The organism is Streptomyces sp. NPDC002181 (assembly GCF_042890485.1).
Taxonomy (GTDB): Bacteria; Actinomycetota; Actinomycetes; order Streptomycetales; family Streptomycetaceae; genus Streptomyces.
The window spans coordinates 100,722-120,996 of record NZ_JBIASC010000001.1 but is presented as its reverse complement, the minus strand read 5'-3'; the positions used below and the strand labels follow the sequence as shown (position 1 = coordinate 120,996).

At 71.6% G+C, this 20,275-nt stretch carries 18 protein-coding genes and 1 pseudogene; 18 read left to right on the top strand and 1 reads right to left on the bottom strand.

Annotated features, from left to right (window positions below; all coding sequences use genetic code 11):
- The first annotated feature begins 400 nt into the window (after window positions 1-400).
- The 6 genes from ACFYXV_RS00525 (at window position 401) to ftsH (ending at window position 10,168) form a co-directional block, all read left to right on the top strand.
- On the top strand, window positions 401-1,906 hold the full coding sequence (locus ACFYXV_RS00525) for a hypothetical protein (RefSeq protein ID WP_385477100.1): 1,506 nt from the start codon (window positions 401-403) through the stop codon (window positions 1,904-1,906).
- Between the two features lie 384 nt (window positions 1,907-2,290).
- Window positions 2,291-3,637 (top strand): ammonium transporter, encoded by a 1,347-nt coding sequence (locus ACFYXV_RS00520; protein ID WP_383343272.1) that lies wholly within the window; start codon window positions 2,291-2,293, stop codon window positions 3,635-3,637.
- Window positions 3,634-3,972 (top strand): P-II family nitrogen regulator, encoded by a 339-nt coding sequence (locus ACFYXV_RS00515; protein WP_099889273.1) that lies wholly within the window; start codon window positions 3,634-3,636, stop codon window positions 3,970-3,972. The genes ACFYXV_RS00520 and ACFYXV_RS00515 overlap by 4 nt, the downstream gene beginning before the upstream one ends.
- Before the next feature lie 38 nt (window positions 3,973-4,010).
- Window positions 4,011-6,431 carry a [protein-PII] uridylyltransferase gene (locus ACFYXV_RS00510; protein ID WP_389382097.1) on the top strand — a complete coding sequence of 807 codons (2,421 nt, stop codon included), beginning with the start codon at window positions 4,011-4,013 and terminating at the stop codon, window positions 6,429-6,431.
- Window positions 6,432-6,540: 109 nt separating this feature from the next.
- A complete protein-coding gene (ffh, locus tag ACFYXV_RS00505) occupies window positions 6,541-8,112 on the top strand; it encodes a signal recognition particle protein (RefSeq protein ID WP_383343276.1) in 1,572 nt (523 codons plus the stop codon).
- Window positions 8,113-8,239: 127 nt separating this feature from the next.
- A complete protein-coding gene (gene ftsH, locus ACFYXV_RS00500) occupies window positions 8,240-10,168 on the top strand; it encodes an ATP-dependent zinc metalloprotease FtsH (RefSeq protein ID WP_389381699.1) in 1,929 nt (642 codons plus the stop codon).
- Window positions 10,169-10,196: 28 nt separating this feature from the next.
- Here the strand turns inward: ftsH and ACFYXV_RS00495 are convergent, their stop codons facing one another.
- Window positions 10,197-10,874 carry a methyltransferase type 11 gene (locus ACFYXV_RS00495; RefSeq protein WP_389381698.1) on the bottom strand — a complete coding sequence of 226 codons (678 nt, stop codon included), beginning with the start codon at window positions 10,872-10,874 and terminating at the stop codon, window positions 10,197-10,199.
- A gap of 131 nt (window positions 10,875-11,005) precedes the next feature.
- On the opposite strand from ACFYXV_RS00495, the gene proS reads away from it, so the two are divergent.
- From proS to ACFYXV_RS00435, 12 genes and pseudogenes are all read left to right on the top strand, one after another.
- On the top strand, window positions 11,006-12,418 hold the full coding sequence (proS, locus tag ACFYXV_RS00490; protein ID WP_385477387.1) for a proline--tRNA ligase: 1,413 nt from the start codon (window positions 11,006-11,008) through the stop codon (window positions 12,416-12,418).
- A gap of 212 nt (window positions 12,419-12,630) precedes the next feature.
- Window positions 12,631-13,230 carry a hypothetical protein gene (locus tag ACFYXV_RS00485; RefSeq protein WP_383343287.1) on the top strand — a complete coding sequence of 200 codons (600 nt, stop codon included), beginning with the start codon at window positions 12,631-12,633 and terminating at the stop codon, window positions 13,228-13,230.
- Between the two features lie 179 nt (window positions 13,231-13,409).
- A complete protein-coding gene (gene rpsP, locus ACFYXV_RS00480; protein WP_030162461.1) occupies window positions 13,410-13,850 on the top strand; it encodes a 30S ribosomal protein S16 in 441 nt (146 codons plus the stop codon).
- Window positions 13,851-13,852: 2 nt separating this feature from the next.
- The gene (locus ACFYXV_RS00475) at window positions 13,853-14,092 is read left to right on the top strand and encodes an RNA-binding protein (protein WP_030011889.1); all 240 of its coding nucleotides are present in this window, start codon (window positions 13,853-13,855) and stop codon (window positions 14,090-14,092) included.
- 96 nt (window positions 14,093-14,188) lie between these two features.
- Window positions 14,189-14,746, top strand: a complete 558-nt coding sequence (gene rimM / locus ACFYXV_RS00470) for a ribosome maturation factor RimM (RefSeq protein ID WP_383343291.1) — start codon at window positions 14,189-14,191, stop codon at window positions 14,744-14,746.
- Window positions 14,746-15,567 (top strand): tRNA (guanosine(37)-N1)-methyltransferase TrmD, encoded by an 822-nt coding sequence (trmD, locus tag ACFYXV_RS00465; RefSeq protein WP_383496874.1) that lies wholly within the window; start codon window positions 14,746-14,748, stop codon window positions 15,565-15,567. Before rimM ends, trmD begins: the two co-directional genes overlap by 1 nt.
- Before the next feature lie 133 nt (window positions 15,568-15,700).
- Entirely contained in the window at window positions 15,701-16,051 is a 351-nt protein-coding gene (gene rplS / locus ACFYXV_RS00460; RefSeq protein WP_008737520.1) for a 50S ribosomal protein L19, read from the top strand.
- A 44-nt stretch (window positions 16,052-16,095) separates the two neighbouring features.
- Window positions 16,096-16,866 (top strand): signal peptidase I, encoded by a 771-nt coding sequence (gene lepB, locus ACFYXV_RS00455; RefSeq protein ID WP_385468100.1) that lies wholly within the window; start codon window positions 16,096-16,098, stop codon window positions 16,864-16,866.
- Window positions 16,867-17,068: 202 nt separating this feature from the next.
- A pseudogene (gene lepB / locus ACFYXV_RS00450) lies at window positions 17,069-18,043 on the top strand (signal peptidase I); the annotation flags it as partial.
- On the top strand, window positions 18,015-18,914 hold the full coding sequence (gene lepB, locus ACFYXV_RS00445; RefSeq protein WP_385468267.1) for a signal peptidase I: 900 nt from the start codon (window positions 18,015-18,017) through the stop codon (window positions 18,912-18,914). The pseudogene lepB (ACFYXV_RS00450) and the gene lepB (ACFYXV_RS00445), both read left to right, overlap by 29 nt.
- Window positions 18,915-18,958: 44 nt before the next feature.
- On the top strand, window positions 18,959-19,762 hold the full coding sequence (lepB, locus tag ACFYXV_RS00440; protein ID WP_389381697.1) for a signal peptidase I: 804 nt from the start codon (window positions 18,959-18,961) through the stop codon (window positions 19,760-19,762).
- Window positions 19,752-20,258, top strand: a complete 507-nt coding sequence (locus ACFYXV_RS00435) for an NUDIX hydrolase (protein WP_389381696.1) — start codon at window positions 19,752-19,754, stop codon at window positions 20,256-20,258. Before lepB (ACFYXV_RS00440) ends, ACFYXV_RS00435 begins: the two co-directional genes overlap by 11 nt.
- Window positions 20,259-20,275 lie beyond the last annotated feature (17 nt).

Below are 20,275 nucleotides of genomic sequence, written 5' to 3'. Positions count from 1 at the left end.
CCCCTCCAACGGGTCGGACGCGCAGGTGGTTACGACGTCGGCGGGACGGGATGCGGGGCCGGGTGCGAGCCCGGTGCCCGAAGGGGTCGCCCGGCGCACTCCTCGCCGCGCGCGCCCCCGTCGCACTCCCGTCCATCCGATCGTTTTCGCCTCGGTGTCAAGTGAATCGCGCCTGGCGGGTGGCTAGTTCATTCAAAGGGGTGGCGAATGGTGGCGTTTCTGGAATCGACCTCGCGGAGGGGGTGATCGTAGGATTACTTTCAGTGCACCAAACCCCGAAGGCGGGCCGTCCGTGGTTATGCCGGAGGCAACGTGTGGAGGACCTGTGAAGGTCCGTGGCGGCGTTCGCCGCTCCAGCCAGGGTTTCGTGTGAAGAGGCTGAGTGGATGGGGGCGTTCCAGTGAGCGGCAACGGCGCAAGCGGAACGAGCGTGGAACCGGAGGTCCCGGGCTCCGCGGCCCGCAACGAGCAACTGACCTCCTGGTTCGTCCGCAGCGGCTGGTCGAAGGGCGAGCTGGCACGTCAGGTGAACCGGCGCGCCCGCCAGATGGGCGCCCACCACATCAGCACCGACACCTCCCGGGTGCGCCGCTGGCTCGACGGTGAACAGCCCCGCGAACCCGTCCCGCGCATCCTGTCCGAGCTGTTCTCCGAGCGCTTCGGCTCCGTCGTCGCCATCGAGCAGCTCGGACTGCGCACCGCCCACCAGACGCCCTCCGTCTCCGGCGTCGACCTGCCCTGGGCCGGACCGCAGACCGTCGAGCTCCTCGGGGAGTTCTCCCGCAGCGACCTGATGCTGGCCCGCCGGGGTTTCCTGGGCACCTCTCTCGCCCTCTCCGCCGGCCCCGCCCTCATCGAGCCCATGCAGCGCTGGCTGGTCCCCGTGGCCGCCACCGACCCGGGTCCCCGCGAGGGCGGCGCGCCCGGCGCCCTCAGCGGCCACCGCCCGCCCCGGCTCTCCGAACCGGAACTCGGCCTCCTCGAAGCCACCACCGTCATGTTCCGCCAGTGGGACGCCCAGTGCGGCGGCGGACTGCGCCGCAAGGCCGTCGTGGGCCAGCTGCACGAGGTCACCGACCTGCTCCAGGAGAACCACCCCGCCCCCGTCATGCGCAGGCTGTTCAAGGTCGCCGCGGAACTCGCCGAACTGGCCGGCTGGATGAGCTACGACATCGGCCTGCACCCCACCGCGCAGAAGTACTTCGTCCTCGCGCTGCACGCCGCCAAGGAGGGCGGGGACAAGCCGCTCGGCTCGTACATCCTCTCCAGCATGAGCCGCCAGATGATCCACCTCGGCCGCCCCGAGGACGCCCTGGAACTCATCCACCTCGCGCAGTACGGCAGCCGCGACTGCGCCGGCCCGCGCACCCAGGCCATGCTGTATGCGATGGAGGCCCGCGCCTACGCCAACATGGGCCAGCCCAGCCGCTGCAAGCGGGCCGTCCGCATGGCCGAGGACACCTTCTCCGACGTCGACTTCGGCGGCGAGCCCGAGCCCGACTGGATCCGGTTCTTCTCCGAGGCCGAGCTCAACGGCGAGAACTCCCACTCGTACCGCGACCTGGCCTACGTGGCCGGGCGCAGCCCCATGTACGCCTCCCTCGCCGAACCCGTGATGCAGCGGGCCGTGGACCTCTTCGAGAAGGACGAGGAGCACCAGCGCTCGTACAGCCTCAACCTGATCGGCATGGCCACCGTGCACCTGCTCCGCCGCGAGCCCGAACAGGCCGTCGTCCTCGTCGACCGCGCGCTGAAGGTGGCGGAAAAGGTGCGCTCCGAACGGGTCAATACGCGGATCCGCAAGACCGTCGACAGCGCCGCCCGTGAGTACGGCGACGTCGCCGACGTGGTCCGGCTGACCGACCAGCTCGCCTCCCGGCTCCCCGAGGCCGCGGAGGCCGTCTGACGGCCCGCACGGCCGCCCCCGAAGGCCCCGGCCGCGGCAGTCACCCCGTGAAGCCCGATCAGGCTCCCCCAGCCAGGTCCCCCCGGGTACTGCCGCGGCCGGCCACCTCTTTGCCTGCCTGAACCGGCGCCGCTCTCGCGGAGGCGGTTGCCCGCCGTCGTGGTTCCCCAATCGACGGCTGCCGTGTTCACCACGTCGTAACACCACAGGTGCCTTCGTCATCGGTGCGAAACACCCAGCGGCGCCGCCGGAAACCGGCCTGCGCGAATCTCAGGGCCAATAACCGGCCAGCCCCCAGGCCCCCACCCCCCGGCCTTACGCCTTGCGCCGCTCAGGTTTTCACGATCGCCCGCACGCGAACGTACCGACGACGAGGAGACGCCGATGGCATCAGCCATCACGACCCTCGCGGCAGACGCCCCGACGCTCTCTGCCGCGAACACCGGGTTCATGCTCATCTGCTCCGCCCTGGTCATGCTGATGACCCCGGGACTGGCCTTCTTCTACGGAGGCATGGTCCGCGTCAAGAGCAGCCTCAACATGCTCATGATGAGCTTCATCAGCCTCGGGATCGTCACGATCCTGTGGGTCCTCTACGGCTTCAGCCTCGCCTTCGGCACCGACTCCGGCAGCCTCATCGGCTGGTCCTCCGACTACGTCGGCCTCAGCGGCATCGGCATCACCGAGCTGTGGGACGGCTACACCATCCCGGTCTACGTCTTCGCCGTCTTCCAGCTGATGTTCGCCGTCATCACCCCCGCCCTGATCAGCGGCGCCCTGGCCGACCGCGTGAAGTTCAGCGCCTGGGCCCTGTTCAGCGCCCTGTGGGTCACCGTCGTCTACTTCCCCGTCGCCCACTGGGTCTGGGGCGCCGGCGGCTGGCTCTTCGAGCTCGGCGTCATCGACTTCGCCGGCGGCACCGCCGTCCACATCAACGCCGGCGCCGCGGCCCTCGGCGTCATCCTGGTCATCGGCAAGCGCGTCGGCTTCAAGCGCGACCCCATGCGCCCGCACAGCCTCCCGCTCGTGATGCTCGGCGCCGGCCTGCTCTGGTTCGGCTGGTTCGGCTTCAACGCCGGCTCCTGGCTCGGCAACGACGACGGCGTGGGCGCGGTCATGTTCGTCAACACCCAGGTCGCCACCGCCGCCGCCATGCTCGCCTGGCTCGCCTACGAGAAGCTGCGCCACGGCTCCTTCACCACCCTCGGCGCCGCCTCCGGCGCGGTCGCGGGCCTCGTCGCGATCACCCCCTCCGGCGGCTCCTGCTCCCCGCTCGGCGCGATCGCCATCGGCGCCATCGCCGGCCTCGTCTGCGCCATGGCCGTCGGCCTCAAGTACAAGTTCGGCTACGACGACTCCCTGGACGTCGTCGGCGTCCACCTCGTCGGCGGGGTCATCGGCTCGCTCCTCGTGGGCTTCTTCGCCACCGGCGGGGTCCAGTCCGACGCGGCCGGCCTCTTCTACGGCGGCGGCCTGGAACAGCTCGGCAAGCAGGCCATCGGAGTGTTCTCCGTCCTCGCCTACTCTCTCGTCGTGTCCGCGGTCCTCGCCTTCCTCCTGGACAAGACGATCGGGATGCGGGTCACCGAGGACGACGAGGTCTCCGGCATCGACCAGGTCGAGCACGCCGAGACCGCCTACGACTTCAGCGGAGCCGGTGGCGGCGCCTCCTCCCGGAGCACCGCCTCCCACGCCCCCGCTGCCGCCGCGAGCAAGAAGGTTGACGCATGAAGCTGATCACCGCGATCGTCAAGCCGCACCGGCTCGACGAGATCAAGGACGCCCTCCAGCGGTTCGGAGTCCAGGGACTCACGGTCTCCGAGGCCAGCGGATACGGCCGCCAGCGCGGCCACACCGAGGTCTACCGCGGCGCCGAGTACACCGTCGACCTCGTACCGAAGATCCGCATCGAGGTGGTCGTCGAGGACGACGACGCCGAATCGGTGATGGACGTCCTCGTACAGGGCGCCCGTACCGGCAAGATCGGCGACGGCAAGGTGTGGAGCGTCCCCGTGGACGCGATCATCCGCGTCCGCACCGGCGAGCGCGGCGCGGAAGCGCTCTAGGCGACGGGAGCTCCTGGGTGACGAGCGTCGAAGAGACCATGACAGGCGATTCCGACGAACCGTCCGCCCCGGCACCCGGCGGTTACGCCGCGGCCCGGCTGCGACTCCTCCAGGAGGAGTCGCGGTCCGGGCCTTCGCGGCGTTCCGCGCTGGCCGGGCTGACCGACGACTGGCTGAACGCCCTGTTCACCACGGCCCTGCGGGAGACCGGGGTACGGGGGGCCGCCCTCGTCGCCGTCGGCGGCTACGGGCGCGCCGAACTCTCGCCGCGCAGCGACCTCGACCTGCTGCTGCTCCACGACGGCAAGGCCGAGCCGCGGGCGCTGAGCGCACTGGCCGACCGGATCTGGTACCCCGTGTGGGACCTGGGCGTCGCCCTCGACCACTCGGTGCGGACCCCGGCCGAGGCCCGCAAGACCGCCGCCGAAGACCTCAAGGTGCACCTCGGGCTGCTGGACGCCCGGCCGGTCGCGGGCGACGCGGGGCTGCTCGCGGGCCTGCGCACCTCGGTACTGGCCGACTGGCGCAACCAGGCCGCCAAACGGCTCCCGCAACTGCACGCCCTGTGCCGGGAGCGCGCCGAGCAGGCCGGGGAGCTGCGCTTCCTGCTGGAACCCGACCTCAAAGAGGCCCGCGGCGGGCTCCGCGACGCCACCGCGCTGCGGGCGGTCGCCGCGTCCTGGCTGGCCGACGCCCCGCGCGAGGGACTGGCGGAGGCCCGGCGGCGGCTGCTCGACGCGCGGGACGCCCTGCACCTGGTGACCGGCCGGGCCACCGACCGGCTCGCGCTCCAGGAACAGGACCAGGTCGCGGCCCGGCTGGGCCTGCTCGACGCGGACGCGCTGCTGCGCGAGGTGTACGAGGCCGCGCGGGTCATCGCGTACGCCGGGGACGTGACCTGGCGCGAGGTCGGACGGGTCCTGCGCGCCCGGGCGGCCCGGCCGAGGCTGCGCGGGCTGCTGGGGGCGCGCGGGGCCGCGGCGGCCGAGCGGGCGCCGCTCGCCGAAGGCGTCGTGGAGTCCGACGGCGAGGCCGTCCTGGCGCTCGCCGCCCGGCCCGACCGGGACCCGGTGCTCGCGCTGCGGTTCGCGGCCGCGGCCGCGCAGGCCGGGCTGCCCGTCTCGCTGCACGCCGTACGGCGGATCGCGGCGCAGGCGAAACCGCTGCCGGTGCCCTGGCCCGCCGAGGCCCGGGAGCAGCTGCTGACCCTGCTGGGGGCGGGGGAGCCGACGGTCGCCGTCTGGGAGGCCATGGAGGCCGAGGGGCTGATCACGCGGCTGCTGCCCGACTGGGAACGGGTGCGGTGCCGGCCGCAGCGCAATCCCGTGCACACCTGGACCGTGGACCGGCACCTGGTCGAGACGGCGGTACGGGCCTCCGCCCTGACCCGCCGGGTCGGCCGGCCCGACCTGCTGCTGATGGCCGCGCTGCTGCACGACATCGGCAAGGGCTGGCCGGGGGACCACTCGGTGGCGGGGGAGACCATCGCCCACGACGTGGCGGTCCGCGTGGGCTTCGACGAGCGCGACGCCGCCGTGCTGGGGGTGCTCGTACGGCACCACCTGCTGCTGATCGACACCGCGACGCGGCGCGACCTCGACGACCCGGCGACGGTCCGGGCCGTCGCCGAAGCCGTGGGATCGCCCGGCACCCTGGAGATCCTGCACGCGCTGACCGAGGCGGACGCGCTGGCCACCGGGCCGGCGGCGTGGAGCACCTGGCGCGGCTCGCTGGTGGCGGACCTGGTGGCACGGGTGGCCTCGGTCCTGCGCGGAACGCCGCCCCGCGCGGCGGAGCAGGCCATCGCGACCACCGAGCAGGAACGCCTCGCGGTGGAGGCACTGCGCACCGGGGAGCCGGTCCTCGCGCTGCACGCGCGCCAGGAGGAGGACGACGCGGTCGGCGTCGAGCTGGTGGTGGCGGTCCCGGACCAGCCGGGGGTCCTCCCGGCGGTGGCCGGCGTCCTGGCCCTGCACCGGCTCACGGTGCGGGCCGCGGACCTGCGCTCGCTGGAACTGGCCGAGCTGGCCGGCGAGGTACTGGTCCTGCGGTGGAGGGTGGCGGCCGAGTACGGGGCGCTCCCGGAGGCGGCGCGGCTGCGCACCGACCTGATCCGGGCGCTGGACGGCTCGCTGGACGTCCCGGCGAAGCTGGCCGACCGCGAGGCGGCGTACCCGCGGCGGCGCGGGGTGGTCCCGCCGCCGCCCAGGATCACGGTGGTGCCGGAGGTCTCCTCGCTGGCGACGGTCCTGGAGGTACGGGCCCCGGACGCGTTGGGACTGCTGCACCGGATCGGGCGCGCGCTGGAGTCCTCGCGGGTACGGGTGCGCAGCGCGCACGTCTCGACGCTGGGCGCCAACGCGGTCGACTCCCTGTACGTGGTCGACCCCGACGGAAAACCGCTGTCGCCCGCCTCGGCCGCAGCCCTGGCCGCCGCGCTGGAGGCCGCCCTGCGCTGACCCGGAGGCCCCTCCCCCTGTCCGGTTACGGGCGGGTCCCCGGACAGGGGGAGGGCCCGATACCCTGGGGGGCGACCACACGCCCCCGACCCGAGGAATCGCGACCACCGTGTTCGATACGCTTTCCGACCGCCTCAGCGCGACCTTCAAGTCCCTCCGGGGCAAGGGCCGCCTCTCCGAGCAGGACATCGACGCTGCGGCGCGGGAAATCCGTATCGCCCTCCTTGAGGCCGACGTCGCCCTCCCGGTCGTCCGCTCCTTCATCGCGAACGTCAAGGAGCGCGCCCGCGGCGAAGAGGTCTCCAAGGCCCTCAACCCGGGCCAGCAGGTCCTCAAGATCGTCAACGACGAGCTCGTCTCGATCCTCGGCGGCGAGACCCGGCGGCTGCGCTTCGCCAAGACCGCGCCCACCGTGATCATGCTCGCCGGCCTCCAGGGTGCCGGTAAGACCACCCTCGCCGGAAAGCTCGGCCTCTGGCTCAAGGGCCAGGGCCACTCCCCGCTGCTCGTCGCCTGCGACCTCCAGCGCCCCAACGCCGTCAACCAGCTCAGCGTCGTCGCCGAGCGCGCCGGAGTCGCGGTCTACGCACCCGCCCCCGGCAACGGTGTCGGCGACCCGGTGCAGGTGGCCAAGGACTCCATCGAGTACGCCCGCACCAAGCAGTACGACATCGTCATCGTCGACACCGCCGGCCGCCTCGGCATCGACGCAGAGCTGATGCAGCAGGCCGCGGACATCCGCGACGCCGTCAGCCCCGACGAGATCCTCTTCGTCGTCGACGCCATGATCGGCCAGGACGCGGTCAACACCGCGGAGGCCTTCCGCGACGGCGTCGGCTTCGACGGCGTCGTGCTCTCCAAGCTCGACGGCGACGCGCGGGGCGGTGCCGCGCTCTCCATCGCGCACGTCACCGGCAAGCAGATCATGTTCGCCTCGAACGGCGAGAAGCTCGACGAGTTCGACGCCTTCCACCCCGACCGCATGGCGGGCCGGATCCTCGACATGGGTGACATGCTCACCCTCATCGAGCAGGCCGAGAAGACCTTCAGCCAGGCCGAGGCCGAGAAGATGGCGGCCAAGCTCCAGAAGGGCCCGAAGGAGTTCACGCTCGACGACTTCCTGGCCCAGATGGAGCAGGTCCGGAAGATGGGCTCCATCTCCAAGCTGCTCGGCATGCTCCCCGGCATGGGGCAGATCAAGGACCAGATCAACAACATCGACGAGCGCGACGTGGACCGCACCGCCGCGATCATCAAGTCGATGACCCCGGCCGAGCGCCAGGACCCGCACCTCATCAACGGCTCGCGCCGCGCCCGTATCGCCAAGGGTTCCGGCGTCGAGGTCAGTGCCGTCAAGAACCTCGTCGAGCGCTTCTTCGAGGCCCGCAAGATGATGTCCCGCATGGCGCAGGGCGGCGGCATGCCGGGGATGCCGGGCATCCCCGGGATGGGCGGCGGCCCCGGCCGGCAGAAGAAGCAGGTCAAGCAGGCCAAGGGCAAGCGCAAGAGCGGCAACCCGATGAAGCGCAAGGAAGAGGAGGCCGCAGCGGCGGCCCGCCGCGAGCAGGGCCCCCAGGCGGTCGAGCCCGCCCCCGGCGGCAACCCCTTCGGCCTTCCCGCCGGCGGCCAGTCCGGCCAGGACTTCGACCTTCCGGACGAGTTCAAGAAGTTCATGAAGTAAGCGCGGTCGTACGCGAGAGGGCCCTGGCCGGATGATCCGGCCAGGGCCCTCTCGCGTACGCCCTGGGGGCGCCGAGGTGCGTTTTGTCCCTTATGGTCGGCCACGAGGACGGCAGTAAGGAGGCCACGTGCCCAGCCCCACCCCCGTACCGCCTCGCGACCGCGCCGACACGCCCTGGCGCTCGGAGGGCGCGCCGCCGGCCCCGCCGCCCAAGAGGAAGATGCCCGGGGGCTGGCGCGGACTCGTCCTCGCCGCACTGATCGTCTTCCTCCTCGCCAACGTGGCCCTGTCGTTCTTCAACCAGGGCGACGAGCCGACCGTCTCCTACACCGAGTTCAGCAAGCAGGTCGCCGACGGCAACGTCTCGAAGATCTACTCCAAGGGCGACGCCATCCAGGGCGAGCTGAAGAACAAGCAGCCGCTGCCCGACGGCGGCAAGGGCGACTACACCAAGTTCGTCACCCAGCGCCCGGCCTTCGCCGACGACGACCTGTGGGCGAACCTCAGCAAGCACAACGTCGTCGTCACGGCCTCCCCGGTCGTCGTCCAGCGCAGCTTCCTGGCCAACCTGCTGATCTCGCTCGCCCCGATGCTGCTGCTGGTCCTCCTGTGGGTGTTCATCGCCCGCCGGATGGGCTCGGCCATGGGCGGCGTCGGCGGCCTCGGCCGCAAACAGCCGCCCAAACCCGTGGAGCTGGACGGCGGCAAGCGCACCACCTTCGCCGACGTGGCCGGCATCGACGAGGTCAAGGGCGAACTGGGCGACATCGTGGACTTCCTCAAGAACCCCGGCCAGTACCGGGCCCTCGGCGCCCGGATGCCCGGCGGGGTCCTGCTCGCCGGACCGCCCGGCACAGGCAAGACCCTGCTGGCGCGGGCGGTCGCGGGCGAGGCCGGGGTGCCCTTCTTCTCCGCCTCCGCCTCCGAGTTCATCGAGATGATCGTCGGCGTGGGCGCCTCCCGGGTCCGCGAACTCTTCTCCGAGGCGCGCAAGGTGGCCCCCTCCATCGTCTTCATCGACGAGATCGACACCATCGGCCGGGCCCGCGGCGGCGGCGCCGCCATGGGCGGCCACGACGAGCGCGAACAGACCCTGAACCAGATCCTGACCGAGATGGACGGGTTCTCCGGCTCGGAGGGCGTCGTCGTCATCGCCGCCACCAACCGGCCCGACGTCCTCGACCCCGCCCTCACCCGCCCCGGCCGCTTCGACCGCACGGTCTCCGTCGCCCCGCCCGACCGGGCCGGCCGCGAGTCCATCCTGCGCATCCACACCCGCGACATCCCGCTCGCCGCCGACGCGGACCTCGACCAGGTGGCCCGCACCACCCCCGGCATGACGGGCGCCGACCTCGCCAACCTCGCCAACGAGGCCGCCCTGCTCGCGGTGAAGCGGAAGCAGACCCAGGTCACCCAGGCCGACTTCATGGACGCCCTGGAGAAGGTCCAGCTGGGTGCGGCACGGTCGCTGGTCATGCCGGAGGAGGAGCGCCGCCGCACGGCCTACCACGAGAGCGGCCACGCCCTGCTCGGCATGCTCCAGCCGGGTGCCGACCCCGTACGCAAGATCACGATCGTGCCGCGCGGCCGGGCGCTCGGCGTCACCCTCTCCACCCCCGACGCGGACCGCTACTCCTACACCGAGGACTACCTCCGCGGCCGCATCATCGGCGCGCTGGGCGGCATGGCCGCCGAGCACGTCGTCTTCCAGGTCATCACCACGGGCGCGGAGAACGACCTGGAACAGGTCACCAACCTCGCCCGCGGCATGGTCGGCCGCTGGGGCATGAGCGAGCGCGTCGGCCGCCTCACCGCGATCCCGGCCGACGCGCAGAGCCCGTACGGGCTGCTCGCGGCCCCCGCCACCCTCGACGTCGTGGACCACGAGATGCGGCGCATCGTCGACGAGTGCTACGAGGAGGCCTGCCGGCTGCTGCGCGAACACCGGCCGAAACTCGACGCGCTGACCGAGGCCCTGCTGGCGAACGAGACCCTGGACGAGCCGGCCGCCTACGAGGCCGCGGGCATCCCCCGCCTCTCGAAGGAGGCCACGTAGCCGCAGCCGCCGCCCGCGACCGTCACGGTCAACGCACGCGGGCGATCACATAGCGAAAGATGTTCGGCAGCCACACGGCGCCGTCCGGGCGCTCGAACGGGTGAAGGGCCTCTGCCAGCTCCTTCTCGACCTGGGCCGGATCGGACGCGGACTCGTACAGCCCCGTCGACAGCAGCCCCCGTACCGCGCTGTCCACGTCCGCGTACCCGAAGGGGCAGAACACCCGCCCCGAACCGTCGGGCGCGAGCCCGGCCCGCTCCACCGCCCCGTCCAGGTCCCGCGGCGCGGGACCGCCGCCCAGCACCGCCGGCACCGTGCACCGCTCCGCCGGACCCCAGTCGGCCAGCACCACCGCCCCGCCCCGCCGGACCGCCGACAGGGCCGCGTCCAGGGCCGCCGCGGACGGCGAGAAGGCCAGCAGCACGTCGTACGGGCGCGCGCCGTCCGGCGGGCCCGGGACCACCTCCAGCAGCCGCTCGCGCGCCAGCGCCCGGCGCGCCGGATCCGCCTCCACCCCCGTGGCGGCGGCTCCCCGGCCCGCGGCCAGCAGCAGGGCCAGCCCGGACCCGCAGTCCAGGCCGAGCAGCCGGTCGCCCGGCCCGACCTCCAGCCGGTCGTAGACCGCTTCGTAGAGCGGTACCAGCATCCGTTCCTGGATCTCCGCCCAGTCACGGGCGACGAGCGTCGCCGTCGGCGTCGGTGTCATCGAAAGAGCGCTCCTGATTCCTTGTCGCCCCCTTGCCCCCGTTGCCAGAGAACTCCCCATTCGCCCCCGCGTCCAGAGGAGTGCGCCACCCGATTCACGCATCGAGTGCCCGGCGCCGTACCATTCGCGCCATGGCAAAGGCACCCGTTCTCACCCCCCAGGCGGAGGATTTCCCCCGCTGGTACCAGGATCTGATCAACAAGGCCGAGCTGGCCGACAACGGTCCGGTACGCGGCACCATGGTCATCCGACCGTACGGCTACGGGCTGTGGGAGCGGATGCAGCAGGAGATGGACGCGCGCATCAAGGACGCGGGCGCCCAGAACGCGTACTTCCCGCTGTTCATCCCGCAGTCGTACCTGACGCGCGAAGCCGAGCACGTCGAGGGCTTCGCCCCCGAGCTCGCGGTCGTCACGCACGGCGGCGGCAAGGAGCTGGACGAGCCGGTCGTCGTCCGGCCCACCTCCGAGACGATCATCAACGACTACTTCTCCAAGTGGGTCCAGAGCTACCGCGACCTGCCCCTGCTGATCAACCAGTGGGCGAACGTGGTCCGCTGGGAGATGCGCCCGCGCGTGTTCCTCCGTACGAGTGAGTTCCTCTGGCAGGAGGGCCACACCGCCCACGCCACGTACGAGGACGCCCGCGACTACGCCGCCCGCATCCACACGGACGTCTACGGCGACTTCATGACGAACGTGCTCGGCATCGACGTCGTGCTCGGCCGCAAGACCGCCAAGGAGCGCTTCGCCGGCGCCATCAACACCCTCACCCTCGAAGGCATGATGGGCGACGGCAAGGCGCTGCAGCTGGGCACGAGCCACGAGCTCGGCACCAACTTCGCCAAGGCCTTCAACACGCAGTACCTGTCGAAGGAAGGCAAGCAGGAGCTCGTCTGGCAGACCTCGTGGGGCGTCTCGACCCGCATGGTCGGCGGTCTGATCATGTCCCACGGCGACGACAACGGCCTGCGCGTCCCGCCGCGCCTGGCCCACGTCCAGGTCGTCGTCATGGCGATCAAGGGCGACGAGGCCGTGGCGAAGGTCCGCGAGCTCGGCGCGCAGCTGAAGGCCGCCGGCATCCGCGTGCACGTGGACGACCGCGTCGACACCCCCTTCGGCCGCCGCGCCGTGGACTGGGAGCTCAAGGGCGTTCCGGTGCGCGTGGAGATCGGCCCCCGCGACCTGGAGGCCGGCACCGCGATGCTGGCCCGCCGGATCCCGGGCGGCAAGGAGCCCGTGCAGATCGACGCGCTCGCCGACCTGCTGCCCAAGGTGCTCGACGAGGACCAGGCGCAGCTGCTGCGCGAGTCCCGCGAGCGCCGCCTGGCCCGCACCTCCGACGTCTCCACCATCGAGGAGGCCGCCGAGGCCGCCGTCGCGGGCGGCTGGGCGCGGATCCCGTGGGCCGACCTCGGCCCCGAGGGCGAGGCCAAGCTGGGCGAGCAGGCCGTCTCCGTACGCTGCCTGATCGCCGAGGACGGGTCGGTTCCGGAGGCGGACGACGCCCCCGGTACCCTCGCCGTCGTCGCGCGCTCGTACTGACCGCCACCGTCTGATCCAGGGCCCGGGCCCGGCGCACGGCACGAGCCGTGCGCCGGGGCCGGGCCTTTTGGTCGACGTTACGTACCGACTCCTCCTGGGATCGGCGCACCCGTCCTCGTCGGGACGCATGAGACTGAACTGACTGGTACGTGCAAAAAATTTGGAATGGCCCGGAATCGGAACACCGGGGGCCCCCGGCTCGTTGTCACGACGTGAGCACGACACCACCTGTTCTCGCCGCAGAGCTGGCGCAGGCGTGGGCCGACATTCAGCGGTACCACCCCGAGCTGCCTGACCTTGCCGCGCCCGAGTCCCTGATCGGAGAGTCCTCGTCCGCCTGTGGCGCCGAGCTCTCCTTCGAGCGACTGCTGCACGAGGCAGTCCACGGCATCGCCGCCGCCCGCGGAGTACGCGACACCTCGCGGGCAGGCCGCTACCACAACCGCAGATTCCTCGCGATCGCCGAGGAGATGGGGCTGGACCACTCCGACGAGCCGCATGCCAGCAGCGGCTTCTCACTGGTCACGCTCAACCCCGAGGCGAAGAAGCGCTACCGCCCCACCATGGAGCGGCTGCAGCGCGCGCTCAAGGCGCATACGGCCGCGACGGCCGCCGACACCAAGCGAAGCTTCCGCGGGCCAGCCGCCCGGCACGGCTCCTCCGGTGGCGGCGTCCGCGTCAAGGCGGTCTGCGACTGCGGGCGCAACGTGCGGGTGGTCCCCTCCGTGCTGGCCCAGGCGCCGATCGTGTGCGGCGGCTGCATGAAGCCGTTCCGCATCCCCGAGGTGGCCCTCTCCGCCGCTGCTTCCTGAGCCCGGCCGACTCCCCGCGAGAAGCGCCGCAGGCATGTGGCACAATGGCTAGCTGTACTCGACAGTCGCATAGGACCCCTCTCTCCTCCGGCTGACGCGTCCATCGGGCACCCGAGTACCGCAACCCCACGTGGCATCTCATGTGCCCAACCACGTCAAGTTCAGGAGACACCACTCCAGTGGCAGTCAAGATCAAGCTCAAGCGCCTCGGCAAGATTCGCCAGCCGCACTACCGCATCGTCGTCGCCGACGCCCGTACCCGTCGGGACGGTCGCGCGATCGAAGAGATCGGTATCTACCACCCGACGTACAACCCGTCGCGCATCGAGGTCAACGCCGAGCGTGCGCAGTACTGGCTGTCGGTCGGCGCCCAGCCCACCGAGGCTGTGCTCGCCATCCTGAAGCTGACCGGTGACTGGCAGGCGCACAAGGGCCTCCCGGCCCCCGCGCCGCTGCTGCAGCCGGAGACGAAGGAGAGCAAGCGTCGCTCCTTCGACGAGTTCGCCAAGGCCCTTGAGGGCATCGGCGAGACCAAGGGCGAGGCCATCACGCAGAAGGCCAAGAAGGCCGACAAGAAGGCGGACGAGGCTGAGGCCGCCGCCGAGTCGACCGAGGCCTGATCATGCTCGAGGAGGCTCTTGAGCACCTCGTGAAGGGCATTGTGGACAACCCCGACGAAGTGCAGGTCGCCTCGCGCAACCTGCGTCGCGGGCAGGTGCTTGAGGTCCGGGTTCACCCGGACGACCTCGGGAAGGTGATCGGCCGCAACGGCCGCACCGCACGTGCTCTGCGTACCGTCGTGGGCGCCATCGGCGGCCGGGGGATCCGCGTCGACCTCGTCGACGTGGACCAGGTCCGCTGAGACTTGGTTCATTGAGAACGTGAATCACCGGCACGGGCCGGGGAGGGCATTCGTGCCCGCCCCGGCCCGTCGTCGTCTGAACAGGAGAAAACACAAGTGGAGCTGGTTGTCGCGCGGATCGGCCGCGCCCACGGGATCAAGGGTGAGGTCACCGTCGAGGTGCGGACCGACGAGCCGGAGCTGCGGCTCTCGCCCGGCGCCGTTCTGCGGACCGAACCGGCGTCGGCGGGTCCGCTGACCATCGAGACGGGCCGCGTGCACAGCGGGAGGCTCATGCTCCGCTTCGCCGGCGTCAAGGACCGCACCGGCGCCGAGGCGTTGCGCAACATCCTCCTGATCGCCGACGTCGACCCGACGGAGCTCCCCGAGGAGGAAGACGAGTACTACGACCACCAGCTGATGGACCTGGACGTCGTGCTCGAAGACGGCACCGAGATCGGCCGGATCACCGAGATCTCCCACCTGCCCTCGCAGGACCTGTTCATCGTGGAGCGCCCCGACGGCACCGAGGTGATGATCCCCTTCGTCGAGGAGATCGTCGCCGAGATCGACCTGGAGGAGCAGCGCTGCGTCATCACGCCCCCGCCCGGGCTGATCGACGACCGCGCCGAGATCGTCTCCACGCGCGACGCCGAGCCCGAGGGCGAAGCCTGATGCGTCTCGACGTCGTCACGATCTTCCCCGAGTACCTGGAGCCGCTGAACGTCTCCCTCGTCGGCAAGGCGCGGGCCCGCGGGCAGCTCGACGTACACGTCCACGACCTGCGGGACTGGACGTACGACCGGCACAACACGGTCGACGACACCCCGTACGGCGGCGGTCCCGGCATGGTCATGAAGACCGAGCCGTGGGGCGAGGCCCTGGACGAGGCCCTGGCCGACGGGTACGAGTCCGGTGCGCACGGGCCGGTCATGGTCGTCCCGACGCCCAGCGGCCGCCCCTTCACCCAGGAACTGGCCGTCGAGCTCTCCGAGCGGCCCTGGCTGATCTTCACGCCGGCCCGGTACGAGGGCATCGACCGCCGCGTCATGGACGAGTACGCCACGCGCATGCCGGTCTACGAGGTCTCCATCGGCGACTACGTGCTGGCGGGCGGCGAGGCCGCCGTCCTGGTGGTCACCGAGGCCGTGGCCCGGCTGCTGCCCGGCGTGCTCGGCAACGCCGAATCGCACCGCGACGATTCCTTCGCCCCCGGCGACATGGCGAACCTGCTGGAGGGGCCGGTCTACACGAAGCCCCCGCAGTGGCGCGGCCGGGAGATCCCGGACGTGCTGCTCAGCGGCCACCACGGGAAGATCGCCCGCTGGCGCCGGGACGAGGCCTTCCGCCGTACCGCGCGGCACCGCCCCGACCTGATCGAGCGCTGCGAGGCCTCCGCCTTCGACAAGAAGGACCGCGAGATCCTGAGCATCCTGGGCTGGCGCCCGGCCGCCGACGGCCGATTTTGGCGTAGGCCGGAGGCCGTGGAAGAATAGGCGGCTGCTGTGTGCTCGCGGACGCCCCTGCCACAGGGGGACAGTCGTCCGGCGAGTGACGCGGCTCCCGAATTCTCTCCGGAAACCCGCACCGGCGGCCTGTGGCGTCGTGCGAAGAAAGCAGACGAAGAACATGTCTCACCTGCTCGATGGCGTCAACGCCGCCTCGATCCGCTCCGACGTCCCGGCCTTCCGCCCGGGTGACACGATCAACGTGCACGTCCGCGTCATCGAGGGCAACCGCTCCCGTATCCAGCAGTTCAAGGGCGTCGTCATCCGTCGCCAGGGCTCCGGCGTCTCCGAGACCTTCACCGTTCGCAAGGTCTCCTTCAGCGTCGGCGTCGAGCGCACCTTCCCGGTGAACTCCCCGATCTTCGAGAAGATCGAGCTCGTCACCCGCGGTGACGTGCGTCGCGCCAAGCTGTACTTCCTCCGTGAGCTCCGCGGCAAGGCCGCGAAGATCAAGGAGAAGCGCGACCGCTGATCTCCTCTCCGGGTCCCGGAGGCGGCCGGATAGGCTCGCCCTCGATGGACACGGAAGCAGAGCTCACACCACGCGGCCACTCCTCCCCCGAAACGGGGGAGGGGCGGCCGCGTTTGGCGTTGTGGGGGCGGCGCCCGCTCCCCGGGTGGCGGGCCTTCCTGACGCTGCGGGGGGCCGCGGTGCTCGGCGTGCTCTGCACGGCCTTCCTGCTGCTGCTCAGCAATTTCGTCGTACAGCCCTTCCTGATCCCGAGCCGGTCGATGGAGCCGACGCTGCGGGTCGGGGACCGGGTGCTGGTGAACAAGCTGGCGTACCGTTCCGGAGACCGGCCGAAGCGCGGGGACGTGGTGGTCTTCGACGGCACGGGGTCCTTCGTACGGGAGAGCGCCGGGGGCAATCCGATCGGCGAGGCCCTGCACGGCGCGGCCTCCGCGCTCGGGATCGGCGAGCCGTCCGAGACCGACTTCGTCAAGCGGGTCGTGGGTGTCGGCGGGGACGACGTGGTGTGCTGCGACGCCGGCGGCCGGATCAAGGTGAACGGGGTCCCGGTGGAAGAGCCGTACGTGTACCCGGGCGACGCGCCCTCGAAGGTGCCCTTCCGGATCGTCGTGCCCCTTGGGACCCTGTGGGTCATGGGTGATCATCGATCCCAGTCCCGGGACTCCCGGGACCACCTGGGAGAACCGGGCGGGGGGATGGTGCCGGTGGAGAAGGTGATCGGACGGGCCGACTGGATCGGCTGGCCGGTGTCGCGCTGGGGATCCCTTCCCGCGGCTCCCGCCCCGACCGTGTCCTCCGGCGGCGGTCATGGGTAGCCGGGGGCGTTCCAGAGGCGGCCGGATCCCCGAGCCGGATCCGGAGCCCGAGTCGAGACGGACGCCCCAGCCCCCGACCCGGTCCACGCCCGCGCCCGCGCCCGCGCCCCGATTCTGGCGTGCGCCCGAGACTCCGGGCGGCCCCGAGCCCCGGTGGGAGCCCGAGCCCGAGGCGGCCCCCGAGGCGGCCCCCGAGCGGCCCGTGCGGGAGCCCGGGTCGCGGCGAGGGGCCACGGCGCAGCCCGTCGCGGCCGAGACCGGCGGCCGGGCGGCGCGGCGCCGGCTGGCCCGGCGGGTCAAGCGGCGCAGACGCACCCGCCGCGTGGGTGAGGTGCCGCTGCTGATCATCGTGGCGCTGTGCATAGCGCTCGTCCTCAAGACCTTCCTCGTCCAGGCCTTCTTCATCCCGTCCGGATCCATGGAGCAGACCATCCGGATCGGCGACCGCGTGCTGGTCGACAAACTGACCCCGTGGTTCGGCTCCAAGATCGAGCGCGGCCAGGTCGTGGTGTTCAAGGACCCCGGAGGCTGGCTCAAGGGCGAGGCCGCGCGCCCGCCCGAGGACCCGGTGGGCGTCAAACAGATCAAGGAGACGCTGACCTTCATCGGCCTGCTCCCCTCCGCCGACGAACAGGACCTGATCAAGCGGGTCATCGGCGTCGGCGGCGACACCGTCGTGTGCTGCGACGCCGAGGGCCGCGTCACCGTCAACGGGACGGCGCTCGACGAGCCGTACGTGAGCCCCGGCAACGCACCCTCCGAAATCCGGTTCGAGGTGCGCGTCCCCAAGGGCCGGCTCTTCGTGATGGGAGACCACCGGGCCAATTCGGCCGATTCCCGCTACCACCTCGACGAGGCCTTCGACGGCACCATCGACGAGAACGGTGTCGTGGGGCAGGCCGTCGTCATCGCCTGGCCGTTCGACCACTGGCGGAAGCTCGAACAGCCGGCCACCTTCCGTTCGGTCCCCGATCCGGCCCCGGGCGGGCGACGCGGCCGCCGCGGGCGCCGACGGGGCCCGCCGTTCGCATAGTGTGTCCTCGGTCTCCCGCGCCTTAGGGAACTCCCGCTCGTTAAGGGAGGGGAGGGCCCGTGCCTGCTTCGGCGCGGGCGGCGATCTGCGAGGTTGAGGAGTGGATGTGGGGGATGTGGCGGTAGGCGCGCGATCCGGACGCGATGAAGGCGAGGAGCGGCCGGACGATGCCGAGCGCGGAGCCGAGGACGAGGACAGCGGTGTAGAGGCGAAGCCGCACCGCTCGTTCTGGAAGGAGCTCCCGCTCCTCATCGGCATCGCCCTGCTGCTCGCCCTGCTGATCAAGACCTTCCTGGTGCAGGCGTTCTCGATCCCGTCCGACTCGATGCAGAACACCCTGCAGCGCGGTGACCGGGTCCTCGTGGACAAGCTGACCCCGTGGTTCGGCTCGGAGCCCGAGCGCGGCGAGGTCGTGGTCTTCCACGACCCCGCGAGCTGGCTGGCCGGGGAGCCCACCCCGGAGCCCAACTTCGCGCAGACGATCCTCAGCAAGATCGGCCTGATGCCCTCCGCGGACGAGAAGGACCTGATCAAGCGGACCATCGCCATCGGCGGTGACACGGTCGAGTGCAAGAAGGGCGGACCGGTCGTCGTCAACGGCAAGGAGCTCGACGAGCCGTACATCTACCCGGGCAACACCCCGTGCGACGACGCCCCGTTCGGTCCGATCACGGTGCCCAAGGGCAAGATCTGGGTGATGGGCGACCACCGCCAGAACTCGCAGGACTCCCGCTACCACATGCAGGACTCCACCCAGGGCTTCGTGCCGGTCGACAAGGTCGTCGGGCGGGCCGTGGTCGTGGCCTGGCCGATCACCCGCTGGGCGACCCTGCCCATCCCGGACACCTTCGACCAGCCGGGCATCGGGAACCAGACCAAGGCCACCGCGATGGGTCTCGGGGCGGCCGGGCTGGCGCCCGTCGGACTGGGCCCGGCCGCGCTCGGCCTGGCCGGAGCGGTGCCGGTCGTGATGTGGCGCCGGCGGAGGCTGACCAGCGGGACTACCGGCAGGTAGGGTGCCGCCCAGGTCGTCGATCCCGGAAGCATGGGGGCGCTGCAATGGGCGAAACGCTGCAAACGCAGACAAGCGGTACTGAAGGAATACGCGGTGCCAAGGACGGCCGCGGCGGTCTCGGCAACGTACTGTCGGGAGTCGCCGTGGCCGTCGGCTTCGTGCTCTTCCTGGGAGCCTTCGCGTGGGGGGCCTTCGTCTACCGGCCGTACACCGTGCCCACCGACTCGATGATGCCGACGGTGAACCCCGGGGACCGCGTGATCGCTCAGCGGATCGACGGCGGTCAGGTGCGGCGCGGCGACGTGGTCGTCTTCACCGACCACCTGTGGAGCGACACGCCGATGGTCAAGCGGGTCGTCGCCATCGGAGGCGACACCGTGAAGTGCTGCGGGGCGGGCGGCCGCCTCACCGTGAACGGCAACGAGCTCGACGAGCCGTACCTCGAGCACGCCCTGCCCGAGGGGGCGGCCGAGAGCAGCGCCGCCGTGCCGGCCTCCGACATCCCCTTCGAGGTCAAGGTGCCCGAGGGCAACCTCTTCCTGCTCGGCGACCAGCGCGCCGCCTCCCTCGACTCCCGGGCCCACCTCCAGGAGGCCGGCCAGGGCACCGTGCCCCGCTCCGCGGTCCAGGCCCGGGTCGACGCCCTCGCCTGGCCCTCGATGAAGATGCTCGAACGGCCCGCCACCTACGCCTCCCTGCCCGGCGGGATCTCCCGGCCCGGCCCGCTTCGCCTCCAGCTGGCCGCAGTGGCGGCCGGAGCCGCCCTGGTGCTGCTGGGAGCCGCGTACGGGCCCCTCGTACGGATCCTCGGGCGAGGGCGGCGGCGGGAGCCGGCCGGTGCCCGCTGACGCGGCCGCCGCGGGCGGCCCCCGCCAGGTGTCCCGGGTGATCCTGCTGGACCCCTCGGACCGGATCCTGCTGCTCCACGGTTTCGAACCGGACAATCCCGCGGACCACTGGTGGTTCACCCCGGGCGGCGGACTCGAAGGCGGCGAGACCCGGGAGCAGGCCGCACTGCGGGAGCTTGCCGAGGAGACGGGGATCACAGAGGTGGACCTGGGGCCCGTCCTGTGGCAGCGCTACTGCTCCTTCCCCTTCGACGGGCGCCGCTGGGAGCAGGACGAGTGGTACTACCTGGCCCGGACCACGCGGACGCGGACCGACATGGGCGGCCTCACCGAGCTGGAGCGGCGCAGCGTCAGCGGTGCCAGGTGGTGGACCTCCGAGGAACTTCTCTCGGCCCATGAGACGGTGTACCCGACCAGACTCGCCGAGCTGCTCCGTACGCTGCTCGACGACGGTCCTCCGGGTGCGCCGGTGGTCCTGGCCCCGGAAATCGTTTAGGGGCGCGGGGGCCTGGC

Bases quoted from the DNA above. Each gene is read 5' to 3' on its own strand.
- ACFYXV_RS00520 (WP_383343272.1), top strand. From the start codon at position 2,291: ATGGCATCAGCCATCACGACCCTCGCGGCAGACGCCCCGACGCTCTCT.
- ACFYXV_RS00515 (WP_099889273.1), top strand. From the start codon at position 3,634: ATGAAGCTGATCACCGCGATCGTCAAGCCGCACCGGCTCGACGAGATC.
- ACFYXV_RS00510 (WP_389382097.1), top strand. From the start codon at position 4,011: ATGACAGGCGATTCCGACGAACCGTCCGCCCCGGCACCCGGCGGTTAC.
- ACFYXV_RS00495 (WP_389381698.1), bottom strand. From the start codon at position 10,874: ATGACACCGACGCCGACGGCGACGCTCGTCGCCCGTGACTGGGCGGAG.
- proS (WP_385477387.1), top strand. From the start codon at position 11,006: ATGGCAAAGGCACCCGTTCTCACCCCCCAGGCGGAGGATTTCCCCCGC.
- ACFYXV_RS00475 (WP_030011889.1), top strand. From the start codon at position 13,853: ATGCTCGAGGAGGCTCTTGAGCACCTCGTGAAGGGCATTGTGGACAAC.
- trmD (WP_383496874.1), top strand. From the start codon at position 14,746: ATGCGTCTCGACGTCGTCACGATCTTCCCCGAGTACCTGGAGCCGCTG.
- rplS (WP_008737520.1), top strand. From the start codon at position 15,701: ATGTCTCACCTGCTCGATGGCGTCAACGCCGCCTCGATCCGCTCCGAC.
- lepB (WP_385468100.1), top strand. From the start codon at position 16,096: ATGGACACGGAAGCAGAGCTCACACCACGCGGCCACTCCTCCCCCGAA.
- lepB (WP_389381697.1), top strand. From the start codon at position 18,959: ATGGGCGAAACGCTGCAAACGCAGACAAGCGGTACTGAAGGAATACGC.